At 71.9% G+C, this 24070-nt stretch carries 22 protein-coding genes; 14 read left to right on the top strand and 8 right to left on the bottom strand.

The annotated features are described in order from the left end of the window. The first annotated feature begins 11 nt into the window (after positions 1–11). Positions 12–1223 carry a GNAT family N-acetyltransferase gene (locus ABD976_RS17800; protein WP_345364553.1) on the top strand — a complete coding sequence of 404 codons (1212 nt, stop codon included), beginning with the start codon at positions 12–14 and terminating at the stop codon, positions 1221–1223. Between the two features lie 133 nt (positions 1224–1356). Then, complete coding sequence (locus ABD976_RS17795) at positions 1357–2067, top strand: hypothetical protein (RefSeq protein ID WP_345364551.1); 711 nt, start codon at positions 1357–1359, stop codon at positions 2065–2067. 16 nt (positions 2068–2083) lie between these two features. Here the strand turns inward: ABD976_RS17795 and ABD976_RS17790 are convergent, their stop codons facing one another. The 3 genes from ABD976_RS17790 to ABD976_RS17780 are packed head-to-tail and all read right to left on the bottom strand — an operon-like array spanning position 2084 to position 3749. Further along, positions 2084–2890, bottom strand: coding sequence for an Fpg/Nei family DNA glycosylase (locus tag ABD976_RS17790; RefSeq protein ID WP_345364549.1), 807 nt, complete (start codon positions 2888–2890; stop codon positions 2084–2086). 27 nt (positions 2891–2917) lie between these two features. After that, positions 2918–3253 carry a hypothetical protein gene (locus tag ABD976_RS17785; RefSeq protein WP_345364546.1) on the bottom strand — a complete coding sequence of 112 codons (336 nt, stop codon included), beginning with the start codon at positions 3251–3253 and terminating at the stop codon, positions 2918–2920. 25 nt (positions 3254–3278) lie between these two features. Beyond that, positions 3279–3749, bottom strand: a complete 471-nt coding sequence (locus ABD976_RS17780) for a ribose-5-phosphate isomerase (RefSeq protein ID WP_345364544.1) — start codon at positions 3747–3749, stop codon at positions 3279–3281. Positions 3750–3811: 62 nt separating this feature from the next. Here ABD976_RS17780 and ABD976_RS17775 point away from each other — a divergent pair, with 62 nt between their 5' ends. From ABD976_RS17775 to ABD976_RS17730, 10 genes are all read left to right on the top strand, one after another. Beyond that, positions 3812–4603 (top strand): MBL fold metallo-hydrolase, encoded by a 792-nt coding sequence (locus tag ABD976_RS17775; protein ID WP_345364542.1) that lies wholly within the window; start codon positions 3812–3814, stop codon positions 4601–4603. A gap of 125 nt (positions 4604–4728) precedes the next feature. Continuing rightward, positions 4729–5034: an ESX-1 secretion-associated protein gene (locus ABD976_RS17770; RefSeq protein WP_345364540.1), complete on the top strand. Its 306-nt coding sequence runs from the start codon at positions 4729–4731 to the stop codon at positions 5032–5034. Next, positions 5031–9065 (top strand): hypothetical protein, encoded by a 4035-nt coding sequence (locus tag ABD976_RS17765; RefSeq protein WP_345364538.1) that lies wholly within the window; start codon positions 5031–5033, stop codon positions 9063–9065. Before ABD976_RS17770 ends, ABD976_RS17765 begins: the two co-directional genes overlap by 4 nt. A 495-nt stretch (positions 9066–9560) precedes the next feature. Continuing rightward, positions 9561–10007, top strand: coding sequence for a hypothetical protein (locus ABD976_RS17760; protein WP_345364536.1), 447 nt, complete (start codon positions 9561–9563; stop codon positions 10005–10007). Positions 10008–10061: 54 nt separating this feature from the next. Continuing rightward, a complete protein-coding gene (locus ABD976_RS17755; protein WP_345364534.1) occupies positions 10062–10616 on the top strand; it encodes a suppressor of fused domain protein in 555 nt (184 codons plus the stop codon). Positions 10617–10864: 248 nt separating this feature from the next. Further along, positions 10865–11482: a YbaB/EbfC family nucleoid-associated protein gene (locus tag ABD976_RS17750; protein WP_345364532.1), complete on the top strand. Its 618-nt coding sequence runs from the start codon at positions 10865–10867 to the stop codon at positions 11480–11482. Then, a complete protein-coding gene (locus tag ABD976_RS17745; RefSeq protein ID WP_345364530.1) occupies positions 11482–11823 on the top strand; it encodes a WXG100 family type VII secretion target in 342 nt (113 codons plus the stop codon). Before ABD976_RS17750 ends, ABD976_RS17745 begins: the two co-directional genes overlap by 1 nt. Beyond that, on the top strand, positions 11820–16286 hold the full coding sequence (locus ABD976_RS17740; RefSeq protein WP_345364528.1) for a WXG100-like domain-containing protein: 4467 nt from the start codon (positions 11820–11822) through the stop codon (positions 16284–16286). Before ABD976_RS17745 ends, ABD976_RS17740 begins: the two co-directional genes overlap by 4 nt. Before the next feature lie 25 nt (positions 16287–16311). After that, positions 16312–16710 (top strand): hypothetical protein, encoded by a 399-nt coding sequence (locus ABD976_RS17735; protein WP_345364526.1) that lies wholly within the window; start codon positions 16312–16314, stop codon positions 16708–16710. A gap of 60 nt (positions 16711–16770) precedes the next feature. Continuing rightward, positions 16771–17196 (top strand): hypothetical protein, encoded by a 426-nt coding sequence (locus ABD976_RS17730; protein WP_345364524.1) that lies wholly within the window; start codon positions 16771–16773, stop codon positions 17194–17196. Here ABD976_RS17730 and ABD976_RS17725 read toward each other — a convergent pair. Together ABD976_RS17725 and ABD976_RS17720 are read right to left on the bottom strand one after the other, a co-directional pair. Then, entirely contained in the window at positions 17189–17833 is a 645-nt protein-coding gene (locus ABD976_RS17725; protein ID WP_345364522.1) for an endonuclease V, read from the bottom strand. The genes ABD976_RS17730 and ABD976_RS17725 overlap by 8 nt on opposite strands. Positions 17834–17836: 3 nt before the next feature. Then, positions 17837–18451 carry a mycothiol-dependent nitroreductase Rv2466c family protein gene (locus ABD976_RS17720; RefSeq protein ID WP_345364520.1) on the bottom strand — a complete coding sequence of 205 codons (615 nt, stop codon included), beginning with the start codon at positions 18449–18451 and terminating at the stop codon, positions 17837–17839. Positions 18452–18681: 230 nt separating this feature from the next. Here ABD976_RS17720 and pepN point away from each other — a divergent pair, with 230 nt between their 5' ends. Continuing rightward, the gene (gene pepN / locus ABD976_RS17715; RefSeq protein WP_345364517.1) at positions 18682–21264 is read left to right on the top strand and encodes an aminopeptidase N; all 2583 of its coding nucleotides are present in this window, start codon (positions 18682–18684) and stop codon (positions 21262–21264) included. 414 nt (positions 21265–21678) lie between these two features. Here the strand turns inward: pepN and ABD976_RS17710 are convergent, their stop codons facing one another. Both ABD976_RS17710 and ctaJ read right to left on the bottom strand, forming a co-directional pair. Further along, the gene (locus ABD976_RS17710) at positions 21679–22176 is read right to left on the bottom strand and encodes a DUF5130 family protein (RefSeq protein ID WP_369774846.1); all 498 of its coding nucleotides are present in this window, start codon (positions 22174–22176) and stop codon (positions 21679–21681) included. Then, on the bottom strand, positions 22163–22423 hold the full coding sequence (ctaJ, locus tag ABD976_RS17705) for an aa3-type cytochrome oxidase subunit CtaJ (protein WP_345364515.1): 261 nt from the start codon (positions 22421–22423) through the stop codon (positions 22163–22165). Before ctaJ ends, ABD976_RS17710 begins: the two co-directional genes overlap by 14 nt. 518 nt (positions 22424–22941) lie before the next feature. Between ctaJ and ABD976_RS17700 the strand changes: the two genes are divergently transcribed. After that, positions 22942–23208 carry a right-handed parallel beta-helix repeat-containing protein gene (locus tag ABD976_RS17700; RefSeq protein WP_345364513.1) on the top strand — a complete coding sequence of 89 codons (267 nt, stop codon included), beginning with the start codon at positions 22942–22944 and terminating at the stop codon, positions 23206–23208. A gap of 70 nt (positions 23209–23278) precedes the next feature. Here the strand turns inward: ABD976_RS17700 and ABD976_RS17695 are convergent, their stop codons facing one another. Further along, on the bottom strand, positions 23279–23914 hold the full coding sequence (locus tag ABD976_RS17695) for an HNH endonuclease (RefSeq protein WP_369774845.1): 636 nt from the start codon (positions 23912–23914) through the stop codon (positions 23279–23281). Between the last annotated feature and the right edge of the window lie 156 nt (positions 23915–24070).

Raw genomic sequence — 24070 nt, 5'->3', positions numbered from 1 at the left:
ACAACCGGAACATGGCGGACATCAGCACGCGGGACCTCGGCCCGGCTGACCACGACGCGTTCCACTCGGTGCTCAAGGCGTCCTTCCTCGACGCGGAGTCGGACGAGGCCCGGGAGCGCAGCCGCGCCGAGTTCGGCCACGCGCGGTCCCTGGGCGCCTTCGACGGCGACGAGCTGATCGGCGGGTGCGCCGCCCTGGACCGGACGCTGATCGTGCCCGGCGCGACCGGGGTGCCGGTGGCCGCCGTGACCAACGTCGGGGTGGCTCCCGGCCACCGCAGGCGCGGCGTGCTCCGCGCGCTGATGCGCGAGCAGCTCCGCGGGCTGCGCGGACGCGCCCCGATCGCCGCGCTGTACGCCTCCGAAGGCGGGATCTACGGCCGGTTCGGCTACGGACCCGCGACGCAGCAGGTCCGGCTGGCGGTGCCGCGCGGCGCCCGGTTCCGGCCCGACGTGGCGATCGACGAGCGCCCGGTCCGGGAGGTCGGCTTGGACCGGGGGCTGGCGGCCGTCGCCGAGCACCACCCGGCGATCGCCGCGGACCGCGTCGGCTGGTTCACCCGGCACGACGAGCCCTGGCGGCTGCGGACCGTCGAAGCGCCGGGGCGGGGCGGCCAGGGGCCGGTGCGCTGCGCCGTCCACCCCGGCGGGTACGCGTTGTACCGCGCCGAGCACGGCTGGGGCCTGCGCGGACCGAGCTACGCCCTGCACGTCACCGAGCTGGCCGCCGAGACGCCGCAGGCGTACGCCGCGCTCGTGCGCTACCTGCTCGACGTCGACCTGGTCGCCGAGGTGCGCTGGTCCCACGCCGCCGTGGACGAACCGGTGCTCGCGATGCTCGCCGATCCCCGCCAGGCGCTCCGGGAGGTGACCGACGGGATCTGGGTCCGGCTGGTCGACCTGCCCGCGGCGCTGACCTCCCGGCGCTACCCGATGGCCGGGCCGGTGGACGCCGTCCTCGACGTGACGGACGCGGTGTGCCCCTGGAACGCCGGCCGCTGGCGGCTGCGCATCGCCGACGGGGTCGCCGAGGTGACCCGCAGCGAGGCCGCACCGTCGGTCGCGCTCGACGTCGCCGACCTGGGCGCGGTCCACCTCGGCGGTACGACGCTGGGTGAGCTGGGCCGGGCCGGGCGGATCGCCGAGCACTCCCCCGGCGCGCTCCAGCAGCTCTCCCGCGCCTTCGCCGGCGACCGGCCGCCGCACTGCCCCGAGCAGTTCTGAGGAACCCGCTCCGGCACGTCGCCGGGGCGAGGCCGACCTCCGGTGCACCTGCGCTGACCTGCAATTCCCGCCCCGCGGGCGGTCCCGTCGCGGGGTAGGGTCGAGGGTGAACCCCGGCGGTCTGGAGGCTCCGGTGGAAGCGCTCATCGTCATCGTCCTGGCAGCCCTGGTGATCGTCGGCGGGCTCTGGTGGGCCCGCCGCGCGGCGGCGGCCAAGCACCGCCGCGAACTCGACGACGCCCGGGCCGAGGCCCGCCGCTGGGTCGAACGGCTCGGCGGTCAGGTCCTGACCCTGACCGGCACGAACGACGCCGCCCGCCAAGCCCTCGCCGACGCCTCCGAACGGCACCAGGCGGCGCTGTCCCAGCTCGACCAGACGACCACGACCACGCGGGCGGAGCTGACCACCGGCACCGCGCTGGAAGGGCTCTACTACATCCGCGCGGCGCGCACCGCGATGGACCTGGACCCGGGACCGGAGCTGCCGGAGCTGGCCGGCCGGCGCGGCGCGGGCCAGGTCACCGAGTACCGGGACGTCGAGGTCGACGGCGAACGCGAGGTGGCCTCGCCGACGCCGACCGAGCGGACGCCGTACTACTACCCGGGCGGGCCGGTCGCGGGACGACCGGTGCCCGAAGGCTGGTACAGCCGCGCGTGGTGGCAGCCCGCCCTGGTCGCGGGCGCGTGGGGACTGGGCACGCTCGCGGTCACCTCGGCGCTGTTCAGCGGGATGGCGGGGGTGCCCGCCGAAGCCCACGCCGACGACCTCGACGGCACCCCGGGCGATGCCGAGGGCGGCCTGGACGACCTGGACTTCGGCGGCTTCGACTTCGGCGGCTTCTGAGGCCCGTTCCCCGGCCTCAAGGCTGGCAGGTGGGGCACCAGTAGAGCTTGCGCCCGACGAGCTCCTCGAGCGCCACCTCCGCGCCGCACACCAGGCAGGGCATCCCCGCCCGCCGGTAGACGTAGACCTCACCGCCGTGCCGGTCCTGGCGCGGCGCGCGGCCGGTGACCTCGGGCAGGTGCTCGGGCCGCACGGTGTCGATCCGCCCGATCCGCACGCCGTCGGCCATCAGCTCGGCGAGGTCCGCCCAGATCGCCTCCCACGTCCCGCGGTCCAGCGCGCGACCGGGCGTGCGCGGGTCGATGCCCTGCCGGAACAGCACCTCGGCCCGGTAGACGTTGCCGACGCCGGCGAGCACGCCCTGGTCCATCAGCAGCGCGGCGATGCTGGTGCGCGACCGCGCGATGCGCGCCCACGCCCGCTCCGGCTCGGCGTCGGAGCGCAGCGGGTCGGGGCCCAGCCTGGCGTGCACCGCCTCGGCCTCCGGCCCGGTGAGCAGTTCGCACCGGGTGGGGCCGCGCAGGTCGGTGAAGTGGGTCGCGCCGACCAGCCGCATCCGCACTTGGCCGCGCGGGGTCTCCTCGGGCAGCGGGGATTCGGCGAACGTGCCGTAGAGACCGAGGTGGACGTGCACGATCCGGTCCGGCCCGTACACGTGGAACAGGTGCTTGCCGTGCGCTTCGGCGCCGCGCAGCACCGCGCCGTCGAGCAGCGAGGCGCTGTCGGCGAAGCGCCCCTGCGGGCTGCGCACCTCCACCGGGGCACCGGCGTAGCGCTCCCGGTGCAGCAAGGCGAGCCGGTGCAGGGTGTGTCCTTCGGGCATGTCACTCCGCTCCGGTCGGCAGCAGCGTCACGGCAGCAGCACCCACAGCAGGACCGCGCCGAGCACCTGGAGCAGGGTGCCGCCGAGCGCGACGAGCCCGCCGGTGCGCAGCGCCTCCCGCACCGACCGCACCCGGAAGGCCAGGACGGTCCCGGCGAGGGTCGCCAGGCACAGCACGGCGAAGCCGCCGACGAGCGACCACAGCGCGACGTCGAGCGCGCAGGACGGCCGCGAGCACAGCGCCAGCACCAGCTGCGGTGCGAACGCGCGGTGCACCAGGTGGACCACCAGCGACCCGAGCGCCGTGCCGCCGAAGGCCACCACGGGCGCGAGCAGCGCGGCGCCAGGGCGCGGCTGGTCCATCCGATCCTCCGTCGGGTGAGCGCCCTCAGTTGCCGGGCAGCGCCGGCGGCTCACCCGTCTTCTCGTAGTCCGACAGCAGGTCGATCCGGCGCTGGTGCCGACCGCCCTCGAACTCGGTGCTCAGGAAGGCCTCGACGATCGCCTCCGCCTCGGCCTGGGTGTGCATCCGGGAGCCGATCCCGGCCACCTGGGCACCGTTGTGCTTGCGGGAGAGCTCGGCGGTCTCGACGCTCCAGGCGAGCGCGGCGCGGATGCCGGGCACCTTGTTCGCCGCGATCTGCTCGCCGTTGCCGGAGCCGCCCAGGACCAGTCCGAGGCTGCCTTCGTCGGCGGCCACCCGGCGGGCGGCCTCGACGCAGAACGGGGGGTAGTCGTCGAGGGCGTCGTATTCGGCGGGACCGACGTCGGTGACGTCGTGACCGCGCTCGGTCAGCCAGGTGACGAGGTGGTTCTTGAGTTCGAAGCCCGCGTGATCGGAGCCAATGTAGACGCGCACGCGGGCAGTGTGCCAAACCCCGCTCGGACACCGCGCACCCCGGTCGGTGCCATCATCACCGGATGAGCTGGCAGGAGATCGCCGCCGGGGTTCTGGTGCGCAGGCACGACGAGCTGGACCTGACCACCGGGCTCGTGCTCGGCACCGGGTCGGCGGTGGTGGTCGACACCGGCGGCGACGAGGTGCGGGGCGCCGGGTGGGCCGAGGAGGTGCGCGGGATCACCGCGCTGCCCGTGCAGGTCGTGCTCACCCACGCGCACTTCGACCACTGCTTCGGCACCGCGGCGTTCCGGCCCGCGCCGGTGTGGGCGCACGCCGGTTTCCCGGCGCACCTGGCCCGCACCGCCGAGCCGCAGCGCGCCCACTGGTCGCGGCACTACCGGGAGCGGGGCGAGACCGCGCTGGCGGCGGCGCTGGAGGCCGCGCGACCGGTCGAGCCCGACCGGCTGGTCCGCGACGGGGCGGAGCTCGACCTCGGCGACCGCCGGGTGCGGCTGCACCACCTCGGTCCCGGGCACACCGACCACGACCTCGTGGTCGAGGTCCCCGACGCGGCGGTGGTCTTCGCCGGGGACCTCGTCGAGCAGGGTGGGCCACCGGACTTCGAGGACGCCGATCCGCTGCGCTGGCCGACCGCCGTGGACCGGCTGCTCGCACTCGCCCCGGAGGTCGTGGTGCCCGGTCACGGCACCCCGGTCGACGCCGCTTTCGCCCGCGCCCAGCGCGAGGACCTGGCCGCGCTCGCCGCGCTGTGCTCGGCGGTGGCGGCGGGGTCGCTGCCGCGCGCGGCGGCCGTGGCCCGCTCCCCGTTCCCCGCGTCGACGACGACGGCCGCGCTGGACCGCGTCCGGTAACCCGGGCCTTGGGCCGTTCGGCGCAAGTTGCGCGGCCGTCCGGCCGCATTGGGCGGTGAAGGGGCACCGCTCGCGACGGCGGGGCGTCATCCTCGATCGAGGTCTGCTCGAGGGGGAGGACCACCGTGGCGAACCGGATGAACGTCGTCGTGGCGAACCTGCGCGCGCACGCGTCCGCAGTGGACGGTGTGGTCGACCAGCTCGGCACCGCGGTCGACGCCTCGCAGCAGGTGTCGCTGGACAACGACGCCTACGGGATCCTGTGCCGCCCGTTCGCGTGGATGATCGACCCGGTGGAGCAGCAGGGCATCGAGGCCCTGAAGAAGGCCGTCGAGGCGATGCGGGAGACCGCCGACAACATCCGGGCCACCGCTGAGGACTACGAGTCCGTCGACGAGGACAACAGCGACAGCCTCGGGAGCTTGGCGTGACCAACCCCTACGTCGTCACCGAGGACACCCTCCCGAAGGACCCGAACGCCGCGCCGGAATCCATCACCGGCATCGGCATCCTCGAATCGTTCCACGACGTCCAGAGCCTCAACGACGAGTCGAGCTGGGTCGAATCCGGCCTGGCCTACGGCGGCATGGCGATGGAAGCCGTCAGCATGGTCGTCGATCCCATCGGCACCCTGCTCTCCTACGGCCTGTCCTGGCTGATCGAGCACGTCGAACCGCTCAAGGAGGCGCTGGACTGGTTCGCCGGCGACCCCGACGGCGTGAAGGCCTACGGCGCCACCTGGGCCAACGTCTCGCAAGCGGTGGGCCAGGCCGCGCAGCAGTACTCCCAGGCCGTCGAAGCGCACACCGCGGAGTGGACCGGCGCGGCCGGTGACGCCTACCGCCGCTACGCCGCCGAGAAGGGCGAAGCCCTGGTCGGCGCCTCCGAGCTGGCCAACACCATCAGCACCGTGGTCACGGTGATGGGCGAGGTCGTCTCGTTCGTCCGCGAGTTCGTCCGCGACCTCGTCGCCGACTGCATCTCGCGGCTGATCACCTACGCGCTCGAAGCGCTCGCGCCGCCGCTGGTGTCGCTGTCGTGGGTCGTGCCGCAGGCCGTGGCGTTCATCAGCAAGACCGTCACCAAGATCGCCGACGTCGTCCAGAAGCTGACCAAGACGATCAGCAACGTCTCGCCCAAGCTGGGCCGGATGGTCGAGGCGTTCTCCAAGGTCATGGAACTCCTCGGCAAGCTGGGCAAGAAGGCCGGGGAGGCGGCGGGCTCGGCGATCTCGACGGTCGGTCGGGTGGCGGACAAGATCGACATCCCGGGCCGGATGGCCGACCGGCTCGCCGAAAGCGCCTGGGGCAAGGTCGACGACGCCTTCGGCACCAACATCACCGGCCGGAACAGCCCCGACGCCCCGAACGCCGACGGCTCCGGCGGCGACGGCACCAGCCCCAGCACCGGAGGCGACGACCCCGGCACCACCCCCAGCACCGGAGGCAACGGGCCAGGCCCGACCGGCACGGGCGGTGACGGCAACACCCCGAGCACCGACGGCACCAGCCCGGGACCGACCGGCACCAGCACGAGCCCCACCAGCCCGAGCGCCGGAGGCAACGGACCAGGGCCGACCGGCACCGGTGGCGACGGCACGAGCCCGAGCACCAACCGCCCGGGACCGACCGGCACGGGTGAGACTCCCAGCACCACCAGCAGCCCGGGCACCGACGGCAGCACCCCCGGTCCGAACGGGACGGACGGAAACGCCCCCGGCACCGGCGGAAACGGTTCCGCCCCGAACGGCACCGGCGGCGACGCCCCCAGCACCTCCAGCACCACGGGAGACGCGCCCGGCACCGGTCCGAGCCCGCTCGGCAGCAATTCTCCCGACGGCGTAGGCGGAACGAGCCCGACCACCTCACCCGGCACCAGCCCGGGTGTCTCCGGCGGAACCGGCCCCGGCGGCACATCACCGTCACCCGGACCGACGTCCACAACGGACGCACCGACGGGCAACGGCCCCGCGCCGTCCCCGGCCAGCAGCCCGGAACCGCGCACGACGTCCTTCACCGGCGACCTATCCGGCGGCGGAGGGTCGACTCCGTCCACACCGGCCGGTGGCACAACGCCGAGCACACCATCCACACCGGACGGCGGGTCGGCACCGAGCGGCCACGTCCCGTCGCCGAGCGGAACGAGCGGCACCACGCCGACCACACCTTCCACGACGAGTTCCTCCAGCGTCGACGCCCCGGCGGGCCCGACCCCCCAGACCCCGGCCCCCGGCGCACCGCGCCCCGACCAGCCGACGGGCACCACCCCCTCAGGCGGCGCGATGGGCGGAGCCACCCCGGGGGGCGCCGGCGGCCCCAGCGGCGGATCCCCCAGCGGCCCGACCGGCCGCCCCGGTTCCGGCGGCGGCTGGACCGGCACGCCGGGCAGCCCGGGAGCGGCCCGACCGCCGTCCACGCCGGACACCCCCGCACCACGCCCGCGAGGCGGCGACGCCCCACCGCGCACCACACCGCAGCGACCCGACGCGCCCGCTCCCCGCCCGGCCCCGCAGCGCCCCCAGGGCCTCGGCGGCGAACCACCACGTCCCCGCCCCGACACCGCGCGGCCGGACGGCGGCAGGCCGCAGCCCCCGGGCCAGCAACCACCGAGGCCGTCCACCCCCGGGCCGACCAGGCCGGACGGGTTCAGACCGGACCCGGCCAAGCCCGACATGGCGAAGCCGGACGCGGGCAAGCCGGACCCGACAAAACCGGAGTCGACCACCCCCAGCAACGACCCGGCGAAACCGGGCACCACGAAGCCCGACGCCGACAGGCCGGGAGACCGCCCGCCGAACGCCGACAAGCCGCGCGACCCGGACGGCGGCGACCGACCGGCGGACGCGCAGCCGAGGCAGGACCCCGACCGCCCGGCGGACGCGGACAACCCGAGGCCGGGCACGCCGGAGTACGAGCGCAAGATCGACGAGGGCGTCGACCACCTGCGCGACAACCGCACCGACGCGGGCGCCTCGGGCCACACCGACCCGAACATGCAGGACCTCGCCCGCCGGGTCCCCGACGACGGCGAGCACTTCACCCTCGACGCCCACATGGGCCCGGACGGCCGGATCCAGATCGGCGACCGCAGCTACTCGGTGGACGAGTTCGCCGACCTCATGCGCCGCAACCCGGACTGGGACGGCAAACCGATCCGCCTGGTGAGCTGCGACTCCGGCGACTTCGCCGCCGACCTGTCCCGCAAACTGGAAGTCGACGTCACCGCCCCGCGCGGCAAGGCCTGGACCGACGGCCAAGGCCAGGTCTTCGCCAGCAGCACCGACCCCGACGGCGGCCCGGGCTGGCCCCCGGACGGCGGCTGGGACACCCACAGCCCCGACGGCACCAGCTCCCCCGCCAGCACCGACGGCTTCCACCCCACCCGAGACGGCGAAGACCCCGGATCACGACCGGACGACGCCGAGGCGCGGGGGCAGCAGCGTCGCGTCCGAGGCGTAGTCCCTGAGAACAAATACGAACAAGATGCACTTTTTCCTGAGAACCAGGTTCCGGGCCGACGCCTCGGCGCACCATACGACGACCCCCCAGAGCACGTCGAGATCGCCGTGCTCGAACCACCAACGCCGACCGACACGATCCCTGGGATCGACCCGGACGAGTTCTCTCCGGAATACCGGGGCCCGCTGTCGCACCCGGATGCGCCTGAACCATTCGCACGCTGGGACAACCCTGATCCGGCAGCATTTCGGAACGCGCCCGATAACGATCCTGCACTGCGCGAACTGGACGAAAAGGAACCTTTCAGCTCGAGGGAAGCGGAGCTAAAGCCGTTCACTCGATACGCAGTGGAGGGACGCGGTGTCTTCTACACAGATGAACGCGGTCGCATCAAATGGGTAGACATTGATCGATCGGATACCGACCTCAATCCTGTTTTCAGAAACCCGGATTTGAACAACCCGCTGCCCAATGCCCAATACAGGGTCGACAGGAATTGGATTTTCAACACAGATCCATGGGGCCGCACGGAATCGATGTCCGGCGTGCCGCACATACGCGGCACCCCTTCGGCGCTGCCAAACAACATGTACGGCCGCGACAAGGGAGCACAGGACGCCTCCCGAGACGAGGGAAACGCAGTATATTCAACCTACAAGTGGGCCGGCGGGCACATGGCAGCACACAATTTCGGTGGCCCCGGAGAGTACATCAACATGTTTCCGCAAATGCATGCATCAAACAGCGGAAACAACCGACAAGGATGGACACCAGAGGCATCGTGGTACAAACTGGAACAATACTTAACCGAACACGCAAAAAAACCGGGCTGCAGTGTTGACCGCATCGAAGTGTTCGCTCCACGAGACAAGGACGGAATACCAAGGGAGGTCCGGTATCGCTGGGTCGAGACGTCAGCCGACGGGAAATCGCGCGTAAAGGAAGCTATATTCCCCAATGTGCCCGATGTCAACTACGGACCCCAAACCCCCTATTCCCGATAGCGAGCTGACCGAAATTCTATGCCGAGAGCTCACATCGGCGGCACCATCGGATTGGGAACAGATTTCGCTTCTCTACCGGGCAAGCACTACGATCTGCCAAGCCGAGCTCGACACGGTGGCGAGAGATGGCCGTCAGATCTTGGTCGGCCTCCCAGGAATTGCCCATGAAATCATGCGGGAACTGCGCAAGAATATGGCGCACCCAACCCGCGGAGCTTGGTTTTCCGTCGAGCTTACCTTGGCAAGAGATCACGGATCTGCCATAAATTTTAATTATGATCATGATCCTGAATGGAGTCCGCCCGTGGACCCAAAGGTTTACGAGCTCGACTTCATCGCGTTCCCTAGAACACTCGAGTGCACGCCTGCATGGCTGAGCGCCATCATTACGCCATCCGAATAGTACGGTAGCCCACTTGGCCCACGGCACCGAAGCAGTACAATACATCCTCTCAGCAACGCCTACGGTAAGCCGAAAACAGGAGTAGAACAAATATGGTGAGCCTGGAACTAGACCCCGACGAGCAAAATGCTTTGCTCAACGAACTGACGGGACTGGTCCTCGAGTCCGCGCCAACGGATTGGTCACGAATAGCATTGGAATACAAGGCGATTGGGCGACACGTGCAGGTCGGAGCCGGCGCAAAGGATTCGGCGGGTAATCTCATCCAATGGTCACCGCCCGATGAGTCATGGCAGCTACTGTGGCGACTTCGAGTGGGGATGCACCGCAAACGTCTCGGAACCTGGTTTTCAGCTCTTTATCGACTCAGCCCACCCAACACGTACGAAATCGTCTACAACAGAGAAAACGAACCACAGTGGAACAGTCAGCCTTCGTTGGCCGACTTCCTAGAAGAACAGTCGAACTTTCCTCGGACCATGGCAAACACGCCGGCCTGGTTCCCAGCGGAACTCCGCACCGAACAGCGCGAGCAATAGATGCAAGACGAGTAGTTTTTCAGCGCCAGAACGTACCCCCGGGAAAATGGAGACATGTCGCGCGACATAGGGCTGCTTGGCCACCTGCAAGCGCACCTAGGCGCGGTGGAGCAGATCCAGTCGGCCGAGTCGGTCGCCGGAAACCGGGGATTCGACCTCGTTTTTTTCAACATGCCCGATCCGGGAATCAGCACGGTGGTCACCAACGGGCTGCGATTACAGAAGATCACGTCGATGATGCCGGAAGAACTCGTCTGCTCCCTGTGGGAGGGACAGCGGCACATCGCGCAGTACCTGGCAGAGTCACTCGCGACGATGCTGGTCCAAACCGGGCAGGGATTGGACTACGGCATGGTCGTCGAGAGCGAGGAGCCGCTCATCGAGGACTCCCCGATCCAGGCCGTCCTGGCTCACCCCTCCCCGTTCTTCGGGGACAAGTTCAGCCTGTACCCGGACAGCCAGGAGCCGGAGGTGCAGCTCGTCTCGCTCATCCCGATCACTTCGGCCGAAGCGGCCTTCGCTCAAGAACAGAGCAAGGAGGCCCTGTTCGCGAAGTTCGAGGAGAACCGGGTGAAGATCCTCGACGTGAACCGGCCTTCCGCAGCGTGATCCGGCACGGTGCCCGCCGGAACGGTCCGCGATCAGTTCAGCACTGACCGCGCACGCACGATCGGACGGGCACCAGCGCCGTTACCTCCCACACCGCCCGGACCGGACATACCGGCTACTCCGTTCGGAGCAACGTCGGGGCTGGACGGAGTCTTTCCCGGCCCCCGCGGCACCGGTGGGGATCGGCGAACGTCATTCTCATCGGGGTTGGTTGATCGTCGTCGCGATGCGCCGGGAGGGTGTCGGAGTTGCCGGAAGAGGACGGGGCCGCGGCGCGGCGCGCTGAGCTGCAGAATCGGAACGCCGCGCTGCGCAGCCAGATCGACGGGATGCTGTCCGATCTGCGGCAGCAGACCGCGGAGATCGGGCGCAAGCAGGCGGAGGCCGCGCAGCGCACCTACGAGGTGACCTCCGAGGACGGCCTGGTGACCGTCCGGGTCGACGCCACCGGGACGGTGCAGCAGATCGCGCTCTCGCCGAAGGCGTTCGCGCGCAGCACCCCGGAGCGGCTGTCGCAGACCATCACCGGCGTCGTCCGGGAGGCCTCCGGGACCGCGCAGCGCGCGTTGCAGGACGAACTCGCGCCGAGCGGGCCGCTGCCCGAGCTCTCCGACATCGTGCCCGGGGCGCCGTCGTTCCAGGACCTGCTGCCCTCGCGCGGCACGCTGCTCACCCCGCCCGATCCCGACGCCGAGCGGGCCGCGCAGCCGCGTTCCCCGGGGCGCCCGGCACCGCCGCCCGAGGAGCCGCGGCCGGCCGCCGCACCGCCACCTGCCGCACCACCACGGGCGCCAGCGCGCCCGGCCGCCTCCGACCCGGACGACGACGAGCCGCGGGACACCTTCCTGCTGCGGGAGGACCGCTGATGGCTGACGAAATGGAGATGCAGCCCGAGGAGGTCCGGTCGGGCGGCGCGAAGATCGGCGCGGCCGGTGGCGACCTCGACGGGGTGCTGAACACCCTGCGGTCCGCGCTGGAGGCCGAAGGCGAGTGCTGGGGCACCGACGAGGCCGGCGAGAAGTTCGGCAAGGAGTACACCAAGGGCCGGGACGACCTCTTCGACGCGCTGGAGAAGACCGTGAAGGCGCTCGGCGACATCGACGACAACCTCAAGGGCACCGCGGACGACACCGAAACCCGCGACCTCGACTCCGCCGTGAACATCGGCCGGTCCGGCCAGGTCGAGAACAAGGGGCGGACCACATGAGCATCGAGATGCCCGAGGAGATCAAGTGGCTGGTCCCGCTCTGCGTCGGCCAGTCCTGGCCCGAGGGCGACGAGGACGCGATGCGTCGGATGGCCGATGCCTGGCGCGCCGCCGCCGAGGGCGTCGACGGCGTCCAGGTGGAGGCCAACCGTGGCGCGGAGCAGACCAAGGGCGCGATGCGGGGCCGCACCGCCGACTCCTTCACCGACCTCTGGAAGGACATCGGCGACGGTGACGAGGCCGCCCTGCCGCAGCTCAAGAAGGCTTGCGAGCAGCTCGCCGAGGCCTGCGACAACGCCGCGCTGGAAGTCGAGCACACCAAGCTGACGATCATCGCGACGATGATCGCGCTCGCCGCGCAGATCGCCGCGATGATCGCCGCCGCGCCGTTCACCTTCGGCGCCTCGACCGCCGGGATCGCCGCCGCCCAAGGCGTCACGCGCGTGGTCGTGATGCAGATCTTCCGCCAGCTCATCATCAACATCGCGATCGAGATGACCCTCTCGCTGGGCATCGAGCTCGCCGTGCAGAGCATCCAGATCGCCTCCGGCGAGCGCGACGGCTACGACCTCAAGAAGTTCGGCGAGGCCGCGATCAGCGGTGCCATCGGCGGCGTCGTGGGCGGCCTGTTCGATGGCGTCGGAGGCGCGATCGGCCGCGGCATCGGGGGCGCGGCGGGCGACAGCGTCGGCGGCTCGATCGTCAAGGAAGGCATCACCGGCGCGGCCGAAGGCACGGTCAGCAGCGTCGCCGAGCAGTTGATCATGGAAGGCGAGATCGACCCCGGCAACGTCGGCATGGCCGCCGCTTCGGGCGGGTTCACCGGCGGCGTGATGGGCGGTGTCGGGGCCGGCGTCGACAACATCAACGTCCCCGACGTCCCCGACGCCGACGGCGGTGGTGGTGACCGTTCGGCGCCCGGACCCGGGGACGAGCCCCCGCCCGGCACCGACACCGGCGGGTCCGACTCGCCCACCGGCGACCGGAGCGCGCCGTCCGACGACGGCCCGGCCGCGCCACCGGACACCTCCGCACCACCGCCCTCGGACGACGGCGCGACGACCGGCGACGGCGCCACGCCGCCTCCCGCTTCCGAGACTCCGGCACCCGACAGCTCGACGCCCGAGACCCCGGCGCCCGAGACCCCGGCGCCCGAGACCCCGGCGCCCGAGACTCCGACGCCCGAAAGCCCGGCGCCCGACAGCTCGACGTCCAGGGGAGGCGACGGAGCCACCACGCCCCCGGCCGGGGACACGCCCACCGCATTCGCGGGCGAGGGCGCCTCGGGCGGCGACGGCGCGACCACGCCGCCCCCGGCGGCCGACACCTCCTCGACCTCACCGGCACCGGAGGTCCCGACCGCCGGTCCGCCCCCGGCGGTCGGCGGCACCCCCACGCCGCCCTCGGGAGGAGCCGGGCCCGGCACGCCCGCGCCGGACACCTCCGGCAGCACGCCGCCGCCCGGCGACAGCACGACGAACACCCCGCCGCCCTCGTCCAGCGTCCCCGACTCAGGAACGCGGGACGCCTCCGACGGTCCCAGCACGTTCGGGTCCACGCCCACGCCGGACAGCGTCACCACCCCAACTCCGGACGGCGGCTCCCAGCCGTCCCCGGACTCCACACCGGACAGCGGCACCGCACCGCCGTCCGACCGGAGCCCCGCACCGGACAACGGGTCCACACCGGACGGCAGCACCACGCCGCCGGACACGAACACCGCACCGACCCCGGAGTCCACACCGGACGGCGGTACGACCCGGGACGGCGCGGACGACCGGAGCCCGACACCTCCCAGCGAGAGCCCGGACAACGGCAGCTCGCCGCGTCCGGACGGCGAATCCCGGCCGTCCCCGGAGACCGGCCCGACCCCGGACGGTGACGCCTCCCGCGGCACCACACCGGAACCGAGCCCCGACCGCGGAACGACCCCGTCCCCCGACGGGCCCGGGAACACCCCGTCGCCGGACCGGGGACCGACCCCGGAAACCGACAACGGGCCGACACCGGGCACCCCGCCGCGCCCCGAGCCCGCCGACGCACCCGCGCCGCCTCCGCGCGACGTCGGCCCGACGCCGCCCGACGGCGGCGCCCCACCGCCGCACCCGGACTCCACACCACCGAACGACCAGCCGACGAGCAGCGGCGGAGCCCCCGGCGTCCGCTCGCCGGGCGGCCCGGAAGGTGGCGCGCGACCGGACGGCGGACCACGTCCCGACAACGGGCCGAACCCGGACGAGGGTCCGGTCCCCGGTGCGCCGATCAGCTCCTTCCCGACCGGTCCGACACCGGACCGCCAAACGGGCCCGTCCAGCACGACGTCGGCCAACGTGGACGCACCACCGGCGCCTCCGGCCGCGGGTCCGCTGCCGACCGCGCCCCCGCCACGCGGCGACCAGCCCGCACCCGGCGGCGGCGTGACGCCCGGACCGACGCCGAGCGGCCCGCCCCCGGCAGGACCGACGCCCGGTGGAGCTGCTCCCGGCGGGCCGACGCCGGGCTGCCCCGGTCGGCCGAGCGGCCCGCCCCCGGCAGGACCGACGCCCGGTGGACCGACTCCCGGCGGGCCGACGCCGGGTGGGCCCGGTCGTCCAGGCGGCTCGCCCGGCCCAGCCGACCGCCCCGGCGGCGGCGACACCCCGCGCCAGCCGGACCGCTCCCCCGCCGGTCCGCCGCCGCGCGGCGGCACCGACACCCCGCGCGGACCGGAACCGCGTCCGGCCGCGCCGCCGCCACGCGGTCCCGACGCCGCCGCGGTGGTGCCCCCATCGCCGCGTCCGGACGGCCGCCCGGACTCCCCGGCATCGCAGGACGGGCCGCGACCGGACCCCGCTCCGGACCGCGGTCAGCAGATCGCCGATGCCGAGGCGCAGCGCGACAGCACGCCGAGCGGCTCGTCGTACCACGACGACCCGGCGATGAAGGACCTCGCGCAGCGGGTGCCGGACGACGGCGTGCACCACACCGTCGACGTGCACTCGACGCCGGACGGCAACGTGCGGATCGGGGACCAGACGTTCACCCCCGGCGAGTTCGCCGACATGATCCGCAACGACCCGAACTGGGACGGCGACAAGCCGATCCGGCTGATCGCCTGCGACTCGGGCAGCAGCGGCCTGGCCCGCGACCTGGCCGCCGACCTCGGTGTTCCGGTCACCGCGCCGAGCGGGCGGGCCTGGACCGACAACGACGGCCGGGTGTTCTCCGGTGACCGGGACCCGAACGGCGGTCCCGGTTGGCCGCCGAACGGCAACTGGACCACGCACTACCCGGCGGGCAGCACCTCGCGGCCGACCGCCGACGGCTTCCACCCGCCGGGCAGCGGGACCCCGGACACCCGGCCGGAAGGTGCCGAGGACCGGGCACCGGGCAACGTGCCACCGCACTCCAAGCCGCCGTACGACCCACCTCCGCCGTGGACCACCACGGTTCTCAACCCGACGCAACCCTCGGTCCCGTACCCCGGGCTCACACCAGCGCCGCAGGCCCCCGCAGCGCCCCCGGCGCTGCCCGATCCGGTCACGACCTGGAACCGACCGCCGGACAGCACTTTCACGAGGCCGCCCGGGCACCCCGACGGGCAGAGTCCGATCAGCCTTCCCGACTCGAACAACAAGAACAAGCATCTGAAGAAGATCGGTCCGAACACTCCGTTCAGCTCGCTGACCGACAACCCGAAGAAGAAGGTCGAGCTCGCGCCGAACACCCGCTACGACTTCCCGGAGCGGGGAGCCAGCTTCTTCACCAACGGCAACGGGAAGATCGAGTGGGTGGAGGTCGACTCCAGCGCGAGCGGCTCCAAGGAGGTGCGGGGCAACGTCGAGCTGCGCAGGGACGGCGTGCGGCCGGACGCGCAGTACAAGATCGACGGCAACTGGGTCTTCAACACCGACTCCCACGGCCAGACCACCAAGATGTCCGGGACCCCGCACTACAAGGACAGCCCCACCGCGTTGCCCGCCGACCGCTATTACCGGGACCAGACCTCGCAGGACCACGCCGGCGAGGAAGGCCGGGTCGTGCACCCGGACTGGCGCTGGGCAGGCGGTCACCTCGCTGCGCACGAGGCGGGCGGACCCGGCGAGTACATCAACATGTACCCGCAGCGGGCGACGTCCAACAGCGGGCACTACCGCGAGGGCATGACCAACGAGGCGTCCTGGCGCCACGTCGAGGACCACCTTTCCAGCGCGCACGACCGGGGCAGCACCATCAACCGCATCGAGGTGCTGGCACCGCGCACCAACCCCGACGGCATTCCCGTCACCGCGGCCTACCGGTGGATCGAGACGGACAAGAACGGCATCGTCACCGTGAACCACGCGGATTTCCCGAACGTCGCGAACTACAACTACGGGGAGTGGCACGATTACGATGACAAACCCGCCCAGGGAACCGGCAAGCGCCCCGCGGACGGGGACGGATCGGGGCAGTCCAGCGGCAAGAAGTCCAAGAAGTCCTGAGGAGCTCGTCGAGGAGGTCCTCGGGTTGCTCCGGGCGGGGCTGCCCGAGGACTGGGCGCGGCTGCGGCTGGACTTCCGGGACGCCGGGATCAGCCAGGCGGTGCTGAGCGGGACGCGGCAGAACGGGCAACCGCTGCTCGACCCGCTTCCCGCGGGCGTCAGCGCGCTGCTGCGCGAGGCGCGCGCGGCGATGTACGAGCCGGGGCGCGGCACCTGGTTCTCGGCGCACGTCGAGCTGCGCCGGGACGCCGAGCCCGAGGTGCGGTTCAACTTCACCGACGATCCGCAGTGGTCGCCGACGATCGCACCGACCGCGTTCGTGCTCGACCACGAGCGGTTCCCGCGCGACGACGAGCACGTCCCGGACTGGTTGGCCGCCCGGTTCGCCGAGGCCGCCGAGTTCGAGGCGGAGTGGGAGGGGTGACCCGGTGATCGCACCACTAGACTGCCGCCCGTCCATCCCCGGAAACCACAGGAGCAACGCATGAGCCAGACCGACGGGATGGGGCCCGTCGAGCAGAAGGAACTGCTCGACGAGGTGGCCAGGATCGTCCTCGACTCCGCTCCGGAGGGGTGGCAGCTCATCGCCGTGGAGTACAAGGCCATCGGCCGGCACGTGGAGATCGGCGCGGGCGCGCAGGACGCTGCGGGTGAGATGCTCGCCTGGAACCCGCCCACCGAGCTCAACGCCCTGTTCTGGCGGCTCCGGGTGGGGATGCACGAAGAGGGCCTCGGCACCTGGTTCTCGGCGTTCTTCCGGATGAGCCCGCCGGACACCTACGAGACCTACTACAACCGGGAGCTCGAAGTTCCGTGGAGCGCCACGGACGCCGACTACGCGCAGGAGCAGGAGATGTTCCCGCGCGACGAGGAGAACCTGCCGGACTGGCTGCGCGCCCGGATCAGCTGAGGTCGCGGCCGAGCCGGTCGGCGGTGCGGGTGGTCTCGGGCAGCCGGTGGTGCGGGGCCAGCCGCAGCACCAGCTCGCACGCCGAGTCGAGGTCACAGCGGTGGCCCACCGAGACGAACACCGGTTTGACGCCGCGCCGGGTGCGCAGCGCGCGGCCGAGGACCTCGCCGTCGAGCAGCAGCGGGCTGGTGGCGCCGCGCTCCTCGCCCGGCGGGTCGTAGCGGCCCAGCGCGGTCTTGCCGACGCCGATGCTGGGCAGGCCGGTGAGCACCCCGAGGTGGCAGGCCAACCCGAACCGGCGCGGGTGCGCGAGGCCCTGCCCGTCGCAGACCAGGACGTCCGGTGACGTCGTGAGCCCGTCCAGGGCGCGCAGCAGCGACGGCGCTTCGCGGAAGGCGAACAGCCCCGGCAGGTAGGGGAAATCGGCGGTGCCGCGGACCGCGCGGCTGTCCACGGTGGACAGCGTCTCGACGTCGAGCACGGTAACCGCGGCGACCAGCCGGTCCGACCCGGGGAAGTAGGCGACGTCGAGCCCGGCCGCGGTCCGCACCGGCGGCAGCGGCCGGTCGGTGCGGACCAGCGGGCGCAGCCGCTCCTGGACCGCGACCGCCTCGGCCGCGGTGGTGGGCCGCTCCACGGCTCAGTCGAACCGCGGGTCCTCGGTGCGGGTGCGCTTGAGCTCGAAGAAGTACGGGTTGCGGGCCAGCGCGACCGCGCCGTCGAACATCGTGCCCGCCTCCTCGCCGCGCGGGATGCGGGTGATCACCGGGCCGAAGAACGCGACGCCGTCGACGTGCAGGGTCGGGGTGCCGACCTCGTCGCCGACCGGGTCCATGCCCCGGTGGTGGCTGGCCCGCAGCGCCTCGTCGTGCTCGGTGCTGGTCGCGGCCTCGGCCAGCGACGCGGGCAGCCCCACCTCGGCCAGCGATTCCGCGGTGACCTGGGCGAAGTCCCGGTTGCCCTGGTCGTGGATCCGGGTGCCCATCGCGGTGTAGAGCGGGCTGAGCACCTCGTCGCCGTGCTGCTGCGCGGCGGCGATGAGCACCCGCACCGGGCCCCACGCCTGCGCCATCAGGTCCTGGTACTCGGCGGGCAGGTCGCGGCCCTCGTTGAGCACGGCGAGGCTCATCACCTGGAACCGAAGGTCGATGTCCCGGACCTGCTGCACCTCCAGGATCCACCGGGAGCTGACCCAGGCGAACGGGCACGCTGGGTCGAAGTAGAAGTCGACCTGGGCTTTGGCGGCTGCACTCATCTGGGGACTCCTCGGTCGGCTCGGTTCGAACGCTGCCATTCAACAACAACCCCGCGCCACCCCGCCGTCTTCCCGGTTTCACCGTTCGGACCGCCGCCCCGCCGGGTGATCGTGCCGACACGCCGACAGCACGCCGGAGCCGCACGCGCCGGGGCGCGTCGACATGATTTGATGCCTCCGCCGGTGCGGCACACCGGCGAGGCCATTCCCGACGAACAACGAGGTGATCCGTGGCACCGCCGAACCTCACCCGCGAACAGGCCGAGCAGCGCGCGGCGCTGCTCCAGGTCGATTCCTACGTGGTCGATCTCGACCTCTCCGGTGGCGCGGGCGGTCCCGAGGTGGAGACCTTCGGCTCCACCACCGCGGTGCGCTTCCGCAGCGCCGAGGTCGGCGCCGACACGTGGATCGACCTGATCGCCCCGCGGATCCGCAGCGCCGTGCTCAACGGCATCGAGCTCGACCTCGCCGACTACGACGAGTCGCGCGGGCTGCGGCTGCCCGACCTGGCCGAGACCAACGAGCTCGTCATCGCCGCCGACTGCGCCTACACCAACACCGGCGAAGGCCTGCACCGCTTCATCGACCCGGTCGACGGCGGCGTCTACCTCTACAGCCAGTTCGAGACGGCCGATGCGAAGCGGATGTTCGCCTGCTTCGACCAGCCGGACCTCAAGGCCACCTACCAGCTCACCGTCGACGCGCCGGCGAGCTGGAAGGTCATCTCCAACGCCGCGGCCGAGGTCACCGACCTGACCGCCGACGTCCGGCGGCACGCCTTCGAGACCACCCGGCCGATGTCGACCTACCTGGTGGCGCTGGTCGCCGGGCCGTACGCGGAGTGGCGCGACGAGTTCCCCGGCGACGACGGCCAGGACCCCATCCCGCTGGGCCTGTACTGCCGCGCCTCGCTGGCCGAGCACCTCGACGCCCAGCGGCTGTTCACCGAGACCAAGCAGGGATTCGCCTTCTACCACAAGGCGTTCGGCGTGCCGTACCCGTTCGGCAAGTACGACCAGTGCTTCGTGCCGGAGTTCAACGCGGGTGCGATGGAGAACGCCGGCTGCGTGACGTTCCTGGAGGACTACGTCTTCCGCTCGAAGGTCACCGGCTACCTCTACGAGCGCCGCTGCGAGACCGTGCTGCACGAGATGGCGCACATGTGGTTCGGCGACCTGGTCACCATGCGCTGGTGGAACGACCTGTGGCTCAACGAGTCGTTCGCCACCTGGGCCAGCGTGCTCGCGCAGGTCGGCGGCACCGAGTACCGGCACGCCTGGACCACCTTCGCCAGCGTCGAGAAGTCCTGGGCCTACCGGCAGGACCAGCTCCCCTCGACCCACCCGGTCGCCGCCGACATCCCGGACCTGCAGGCCGTGGAGGTCAACTTCGACGGCATCACCTACGCCAAGGGCGCCTCGGTGCTCAAGCAGCTCGTCGCCTACGTGGGGCTGGAAGGCTTCCTGTCCGGGCTGCGGGTCTACTTCCAGCGGCACGCCTGGGGCAACGCCACCCTCAACGACCTGCTGGTCGCGCTGGAGGAGGCCTCCGGGCGGGACCTGTCCTGGTGGAGCGCCGAATGGCTGGAGACCACCGGGCTGAACATGCTGCGGCCGAAGTTCGGCACCGACGAGGACGGGCGGTTCACCTCCTTCGCGGTGCTGCAGAGCCCGGCCCGGCCCGGCGAAGGCGAACTGCGCACCCACCGGCTCGCGATCGGGATCTACGACGACGACCCGGAGACCGGCAAGCTGGTGCGCGAGCACCGGGTGGAGCTGGACGTCACCGGCGAGCGCACCGAGGTCCCCGACCTCGTCGGGGTGCACCGCGGCAAGCTGGTGCTGGTCAACGACGACGACCTCACCTACTGCTCGCTGCGCTTCGACCCCGAGTCGCTGGCGACCCTGATCGACCGGATCGCCGACGTCGAGGAGTCGCTGCCCCGCGCGCTGTGCTGGTCGACCGCCTGGGAGATGACCCGGGAGGCCGAGCTCAAGGCCCGCGACTTCGTCAGCCTGGTGCTGGGCACCTCGCCCGAGGGCGGGATCGGCGCGGAGAGCGAGATCGGCGTGGTGCAGCGGGTGCTGATGCAGACCCAGACCGCGCTGGCGTCCTACGTGGACCCGTCCTGGCAGGCGGAGGGCTGGGCGCGCTACTCCGCCCGGCTGATCGAGCTGGCCACCGCCGCCGAACCCGGCTCGGACCACCAGCTCGCCTTCGTCAACTCGCTGACCGGATCGGTGCTCGACGAGGACCAGGTCGCGGTGCTGCGCGGCTGGTACGACGGCACCGCGCCGCTGGAGGGCCTGCTGGTCGACACCGACCTGCGCTGGCAGCTCCTGCAAGCCCTGGTGGCGCACGGCGCGGCCGACGAGTCGGAGATCGAGGCCCAGCTCGACCAGGACCAGACCGCCACCGGGCGGCGGCGCGCCGAGCGGGCGCGGGCGCTGATCCCGACCGCGGCGTCCAAGGAGCTGGCCTGGAACCGGGCGGTGCACGACGACGAGCTGCCCAACGCGGTCAGCGACGCGATCATCGCCGGGTTCCAGCACCCCGCGCAGCGCGACCTGCTCACCTCGTACGTGGCGCGGTACTTCGCCGAGATCGACGAGGTGTGGCAGCGGCGGTCCAGCGAGCGCGCCCAGCCCACGGTGATCGGGCTGTTCCCCTCCTGGGCCGTGCAGGACGACACGGTGGCCGAGGCCGACGCGTGGCTGGCCGGGGAGCACCCGGCGGCACTGCGCCGACTGGTGTCCGAGGGCAGGGCGGGGATTGTGCGGGCACTAGCAGCCCGAGAATTCGACCGTTCTTGAGCTGAGGTTGTCCCGTCTCGCCTTGCTTGGCGGTGCCAGTGGCGGAACCTCAGCGGCCTTCTCGCTGGGAAGGTGTTGTGGTTCCGCTGCGGAGCGGTGCCGGTGGCGGAACCTCAGCGGTCTTCTCGCTCCGGGCGCCCTTCTTGATGTATGCCCATACACGGCATCAGGGCGTCCTCGCGAGAAGACCGCTGAGAACCCGCGGCGGTGCCGGTTGCGAGGGTGGGGTGAAGCGGAAGCGGCTCGCGCCGCTTGCCTGACGGGGTTGCTGGTGGCGTGCGCGTCGCCGCTTGGCTGATGGTGGCCTGGTGTCGCTTCGGGGTTCGCCTGGACTGGGCGTCCTGGGCTTCTCGGTCCGGAAGGCACGACTGGGCCCGCGAGGTTGTTCGCCTCGCGGGCCTCTTGGTCGTGCGGTCAGTGGGCGGAGCGTGCTTCGGCTCGGGTGCCTGCGGCGTCGGAGAGCATCCGCAGCCCGCCGATCAGCCCGTCGATGAGCTCGTCCTCCTTGAAGGAGGCGACCATGCTCATGGCGGCGAGCTGGCAGCTCCGGTCCGGGATGCGCCGGTACGCCTCGTCGCCGGTGACGATCTCGAACTTGCGCTCCCCCGGCGACACCGCGATCAGCACGCCTTCGGCCGCGCGGGCGCCGAGGGTGGCGTGCATGTCCTCGGCCTGCGCGCGGGAATCCTCGCCCAGGCCGCCGACGTAGACGGCGAACTCCAGGCCGGTGGTCCGGGTGGACAGCGCGATCGCCTCGTCGACCCGGGCGAGCTGCCCCGGGCTGAACGGCAGCCGGGGGCGGTCCGGCTCGATCCGCCGGGCGATCGAGAGGCGCCCGGTCGGCGTCACCACGCCTCCGGTGTCGCCGCTTTCCTGAGCCGCGAGCAGGGCGGCGTCCTCACCACGTGCCACGTGCGCCTCCCCGGGCGGTGCTGGGCTGCTGTTCATCCGGTCCGAGCTCGGACTCCACGTCGGTCACCGGCCCGGCGGCGTTGACCCGCGCGGGATCGGCCACCCAGAACACCGGGGCGAAGTCCCAGCCGTCCCCGCGCCGGCGGCGGGGCCGGGCGAGCTTGGGCCACAGGACGATGAGCGTGACCACGGCGTAGACGGCCACCGGGACGACCGCCAGGGCGAGCACAGTCTGCAGGACACTCACGCCCGTACGGTATCCGATGACGTGGCGCACGTCGTCCTCTTCCGGCAGCGGGTCGCCGGTCCGCCCCGGAACCGATCGCACCGGTCGGAACTTCGCGAAGCGGACGCGAATTACCCACGGTCACGAGTATCCTGTGGTATAACTCACCCTCGATCACTCGTACGGCGGAGCCGTCGCCGTCGAATGGAGTCCATCCAGACGTTTGCAGTCGGCGGCGACTTGGCGGCTTGTTCGGGATCAATTTTGCCCATAGTTTTTCACCTGTATGGGCCTTGCATATTTGATCAACCACGCTCAAGTTGCCGTACGAATGCAGGAGGCACACCATGTCGATCTTCGAAACCGCCGTCCAGAGCAGCATTCTCACTCTTCCGGTGAATGATCAACCGCTGCGCGACCACGGAGTGCGAATGGCCGGTCCCGACTCCCGGAGCGGCGTGCGCATCAGCGGGGCACGGCGCGGCGTCCGAATCAGCGCCCACCAGCGGGGGGTCCGAATCAGCGGTCGGGAACGGGGCGTGCGGATCAGCGGATCCAGCGGGGTCCGGATCAGCGGGCAGCGCGGCGTCCGGATCAGCGGGTACCACCGCGGCGTCCGGATCAGCGGCTCCAGCGGGGTCCGGATCAGCGGGCAGCAGCACGGCGTGCGGATCAGCGGACAGCACGGCGTCCGGATCAGCGGTTACCGCGGGGTCCGGATCAGCTCGCGGCGCGGGGTGCGCATCAGCGGCCACCACCGGGGCGTGCGGATCAGCGGGGTGCGGCGTGGCGCGGGCGTGCGCTGAGCCGGGCGGGAACCGCTCGGCACCGGGAGGCGGCGCGCGACCCCGCGAGGTGCGGCCCCGGCGCAGCCCCTCAGGCGGCCGGATCGCCCAGGTACGGGAGCCAGAGCGGGTCCGTCTCGGAGAGCCCGGCGAGCAGCCGCCAGTGCCTGCCGCGCGGCGCCCGCGGCGCGACCGGGAGCTGCCAGCCCAGCTCGCTGAGGGTGCGGTCGGCCTTGCGGTGGTTGCACTTGCGGCAGCAGGCGACGCAGTTCTCCCAGGAATGCGGCCCGCCCTTGCTGCGCGGCACCACGTGGTCGATCGTCTCGGCCCGCGCTCCGCAGTAGACGCACCGGTGCGCGTCGCGCAGCATCAGCGCCGACCGGGTCAGCGGCACGCGCCCCCGGTAGGGGACGCGGACGAAGGTGCTGAGCCGGATCACCGACGGCACCGCCAGGCTCTCGCTGGCGGAGTGCAGCACCTCGCCGGCGGCGTCCCCGTGCACGACCTCGGCCTTCCCGCACACCACCAGCACGATCGCGCGGCGCAGCGGCAGCGCGGTCAGCGGTTCGAAGGTGGCGTTGAGCAGCAGCACCCGGCGCTTGCCCCCGGGCGGCTGGCCGGGCGGCCGGTCCGGCGCGCGCGTGACCTGGCACAGCGCGGTCCGGGGGACGAGCCCGTGGGCCGCGCCCCGCGGCGCCGATTGTCGGGTCGGTTGTCGGTCGGGCACGCGACCACCTCCACCGGGTATCGGCCTAAGTCGAACACAGAACCCCGCGCGAATGCACGTGTGATTCGCTGCACCACGTGAACGAGCGGCGAATTGCGAACGCATTCGCGGTGAAGAAAACATGCTCGCGCGCGCATCAGCGGATAAATGATCATT

It is taken from the genome of Saccharopolyspora cebuensis, assembly GCF_039542665.1.
Lineage (GTDB): Bacteria > Actinomycetota > Actinomycetes > Mycobacteriales > Pseudonocardiaceae > Saccharopolyspora > Saccharopolyspora cebuensis.
Note: the sequence above shows the minus strand (reverse complement) of the source record. Positions and strands in the feature narration are given on the sequence as shown.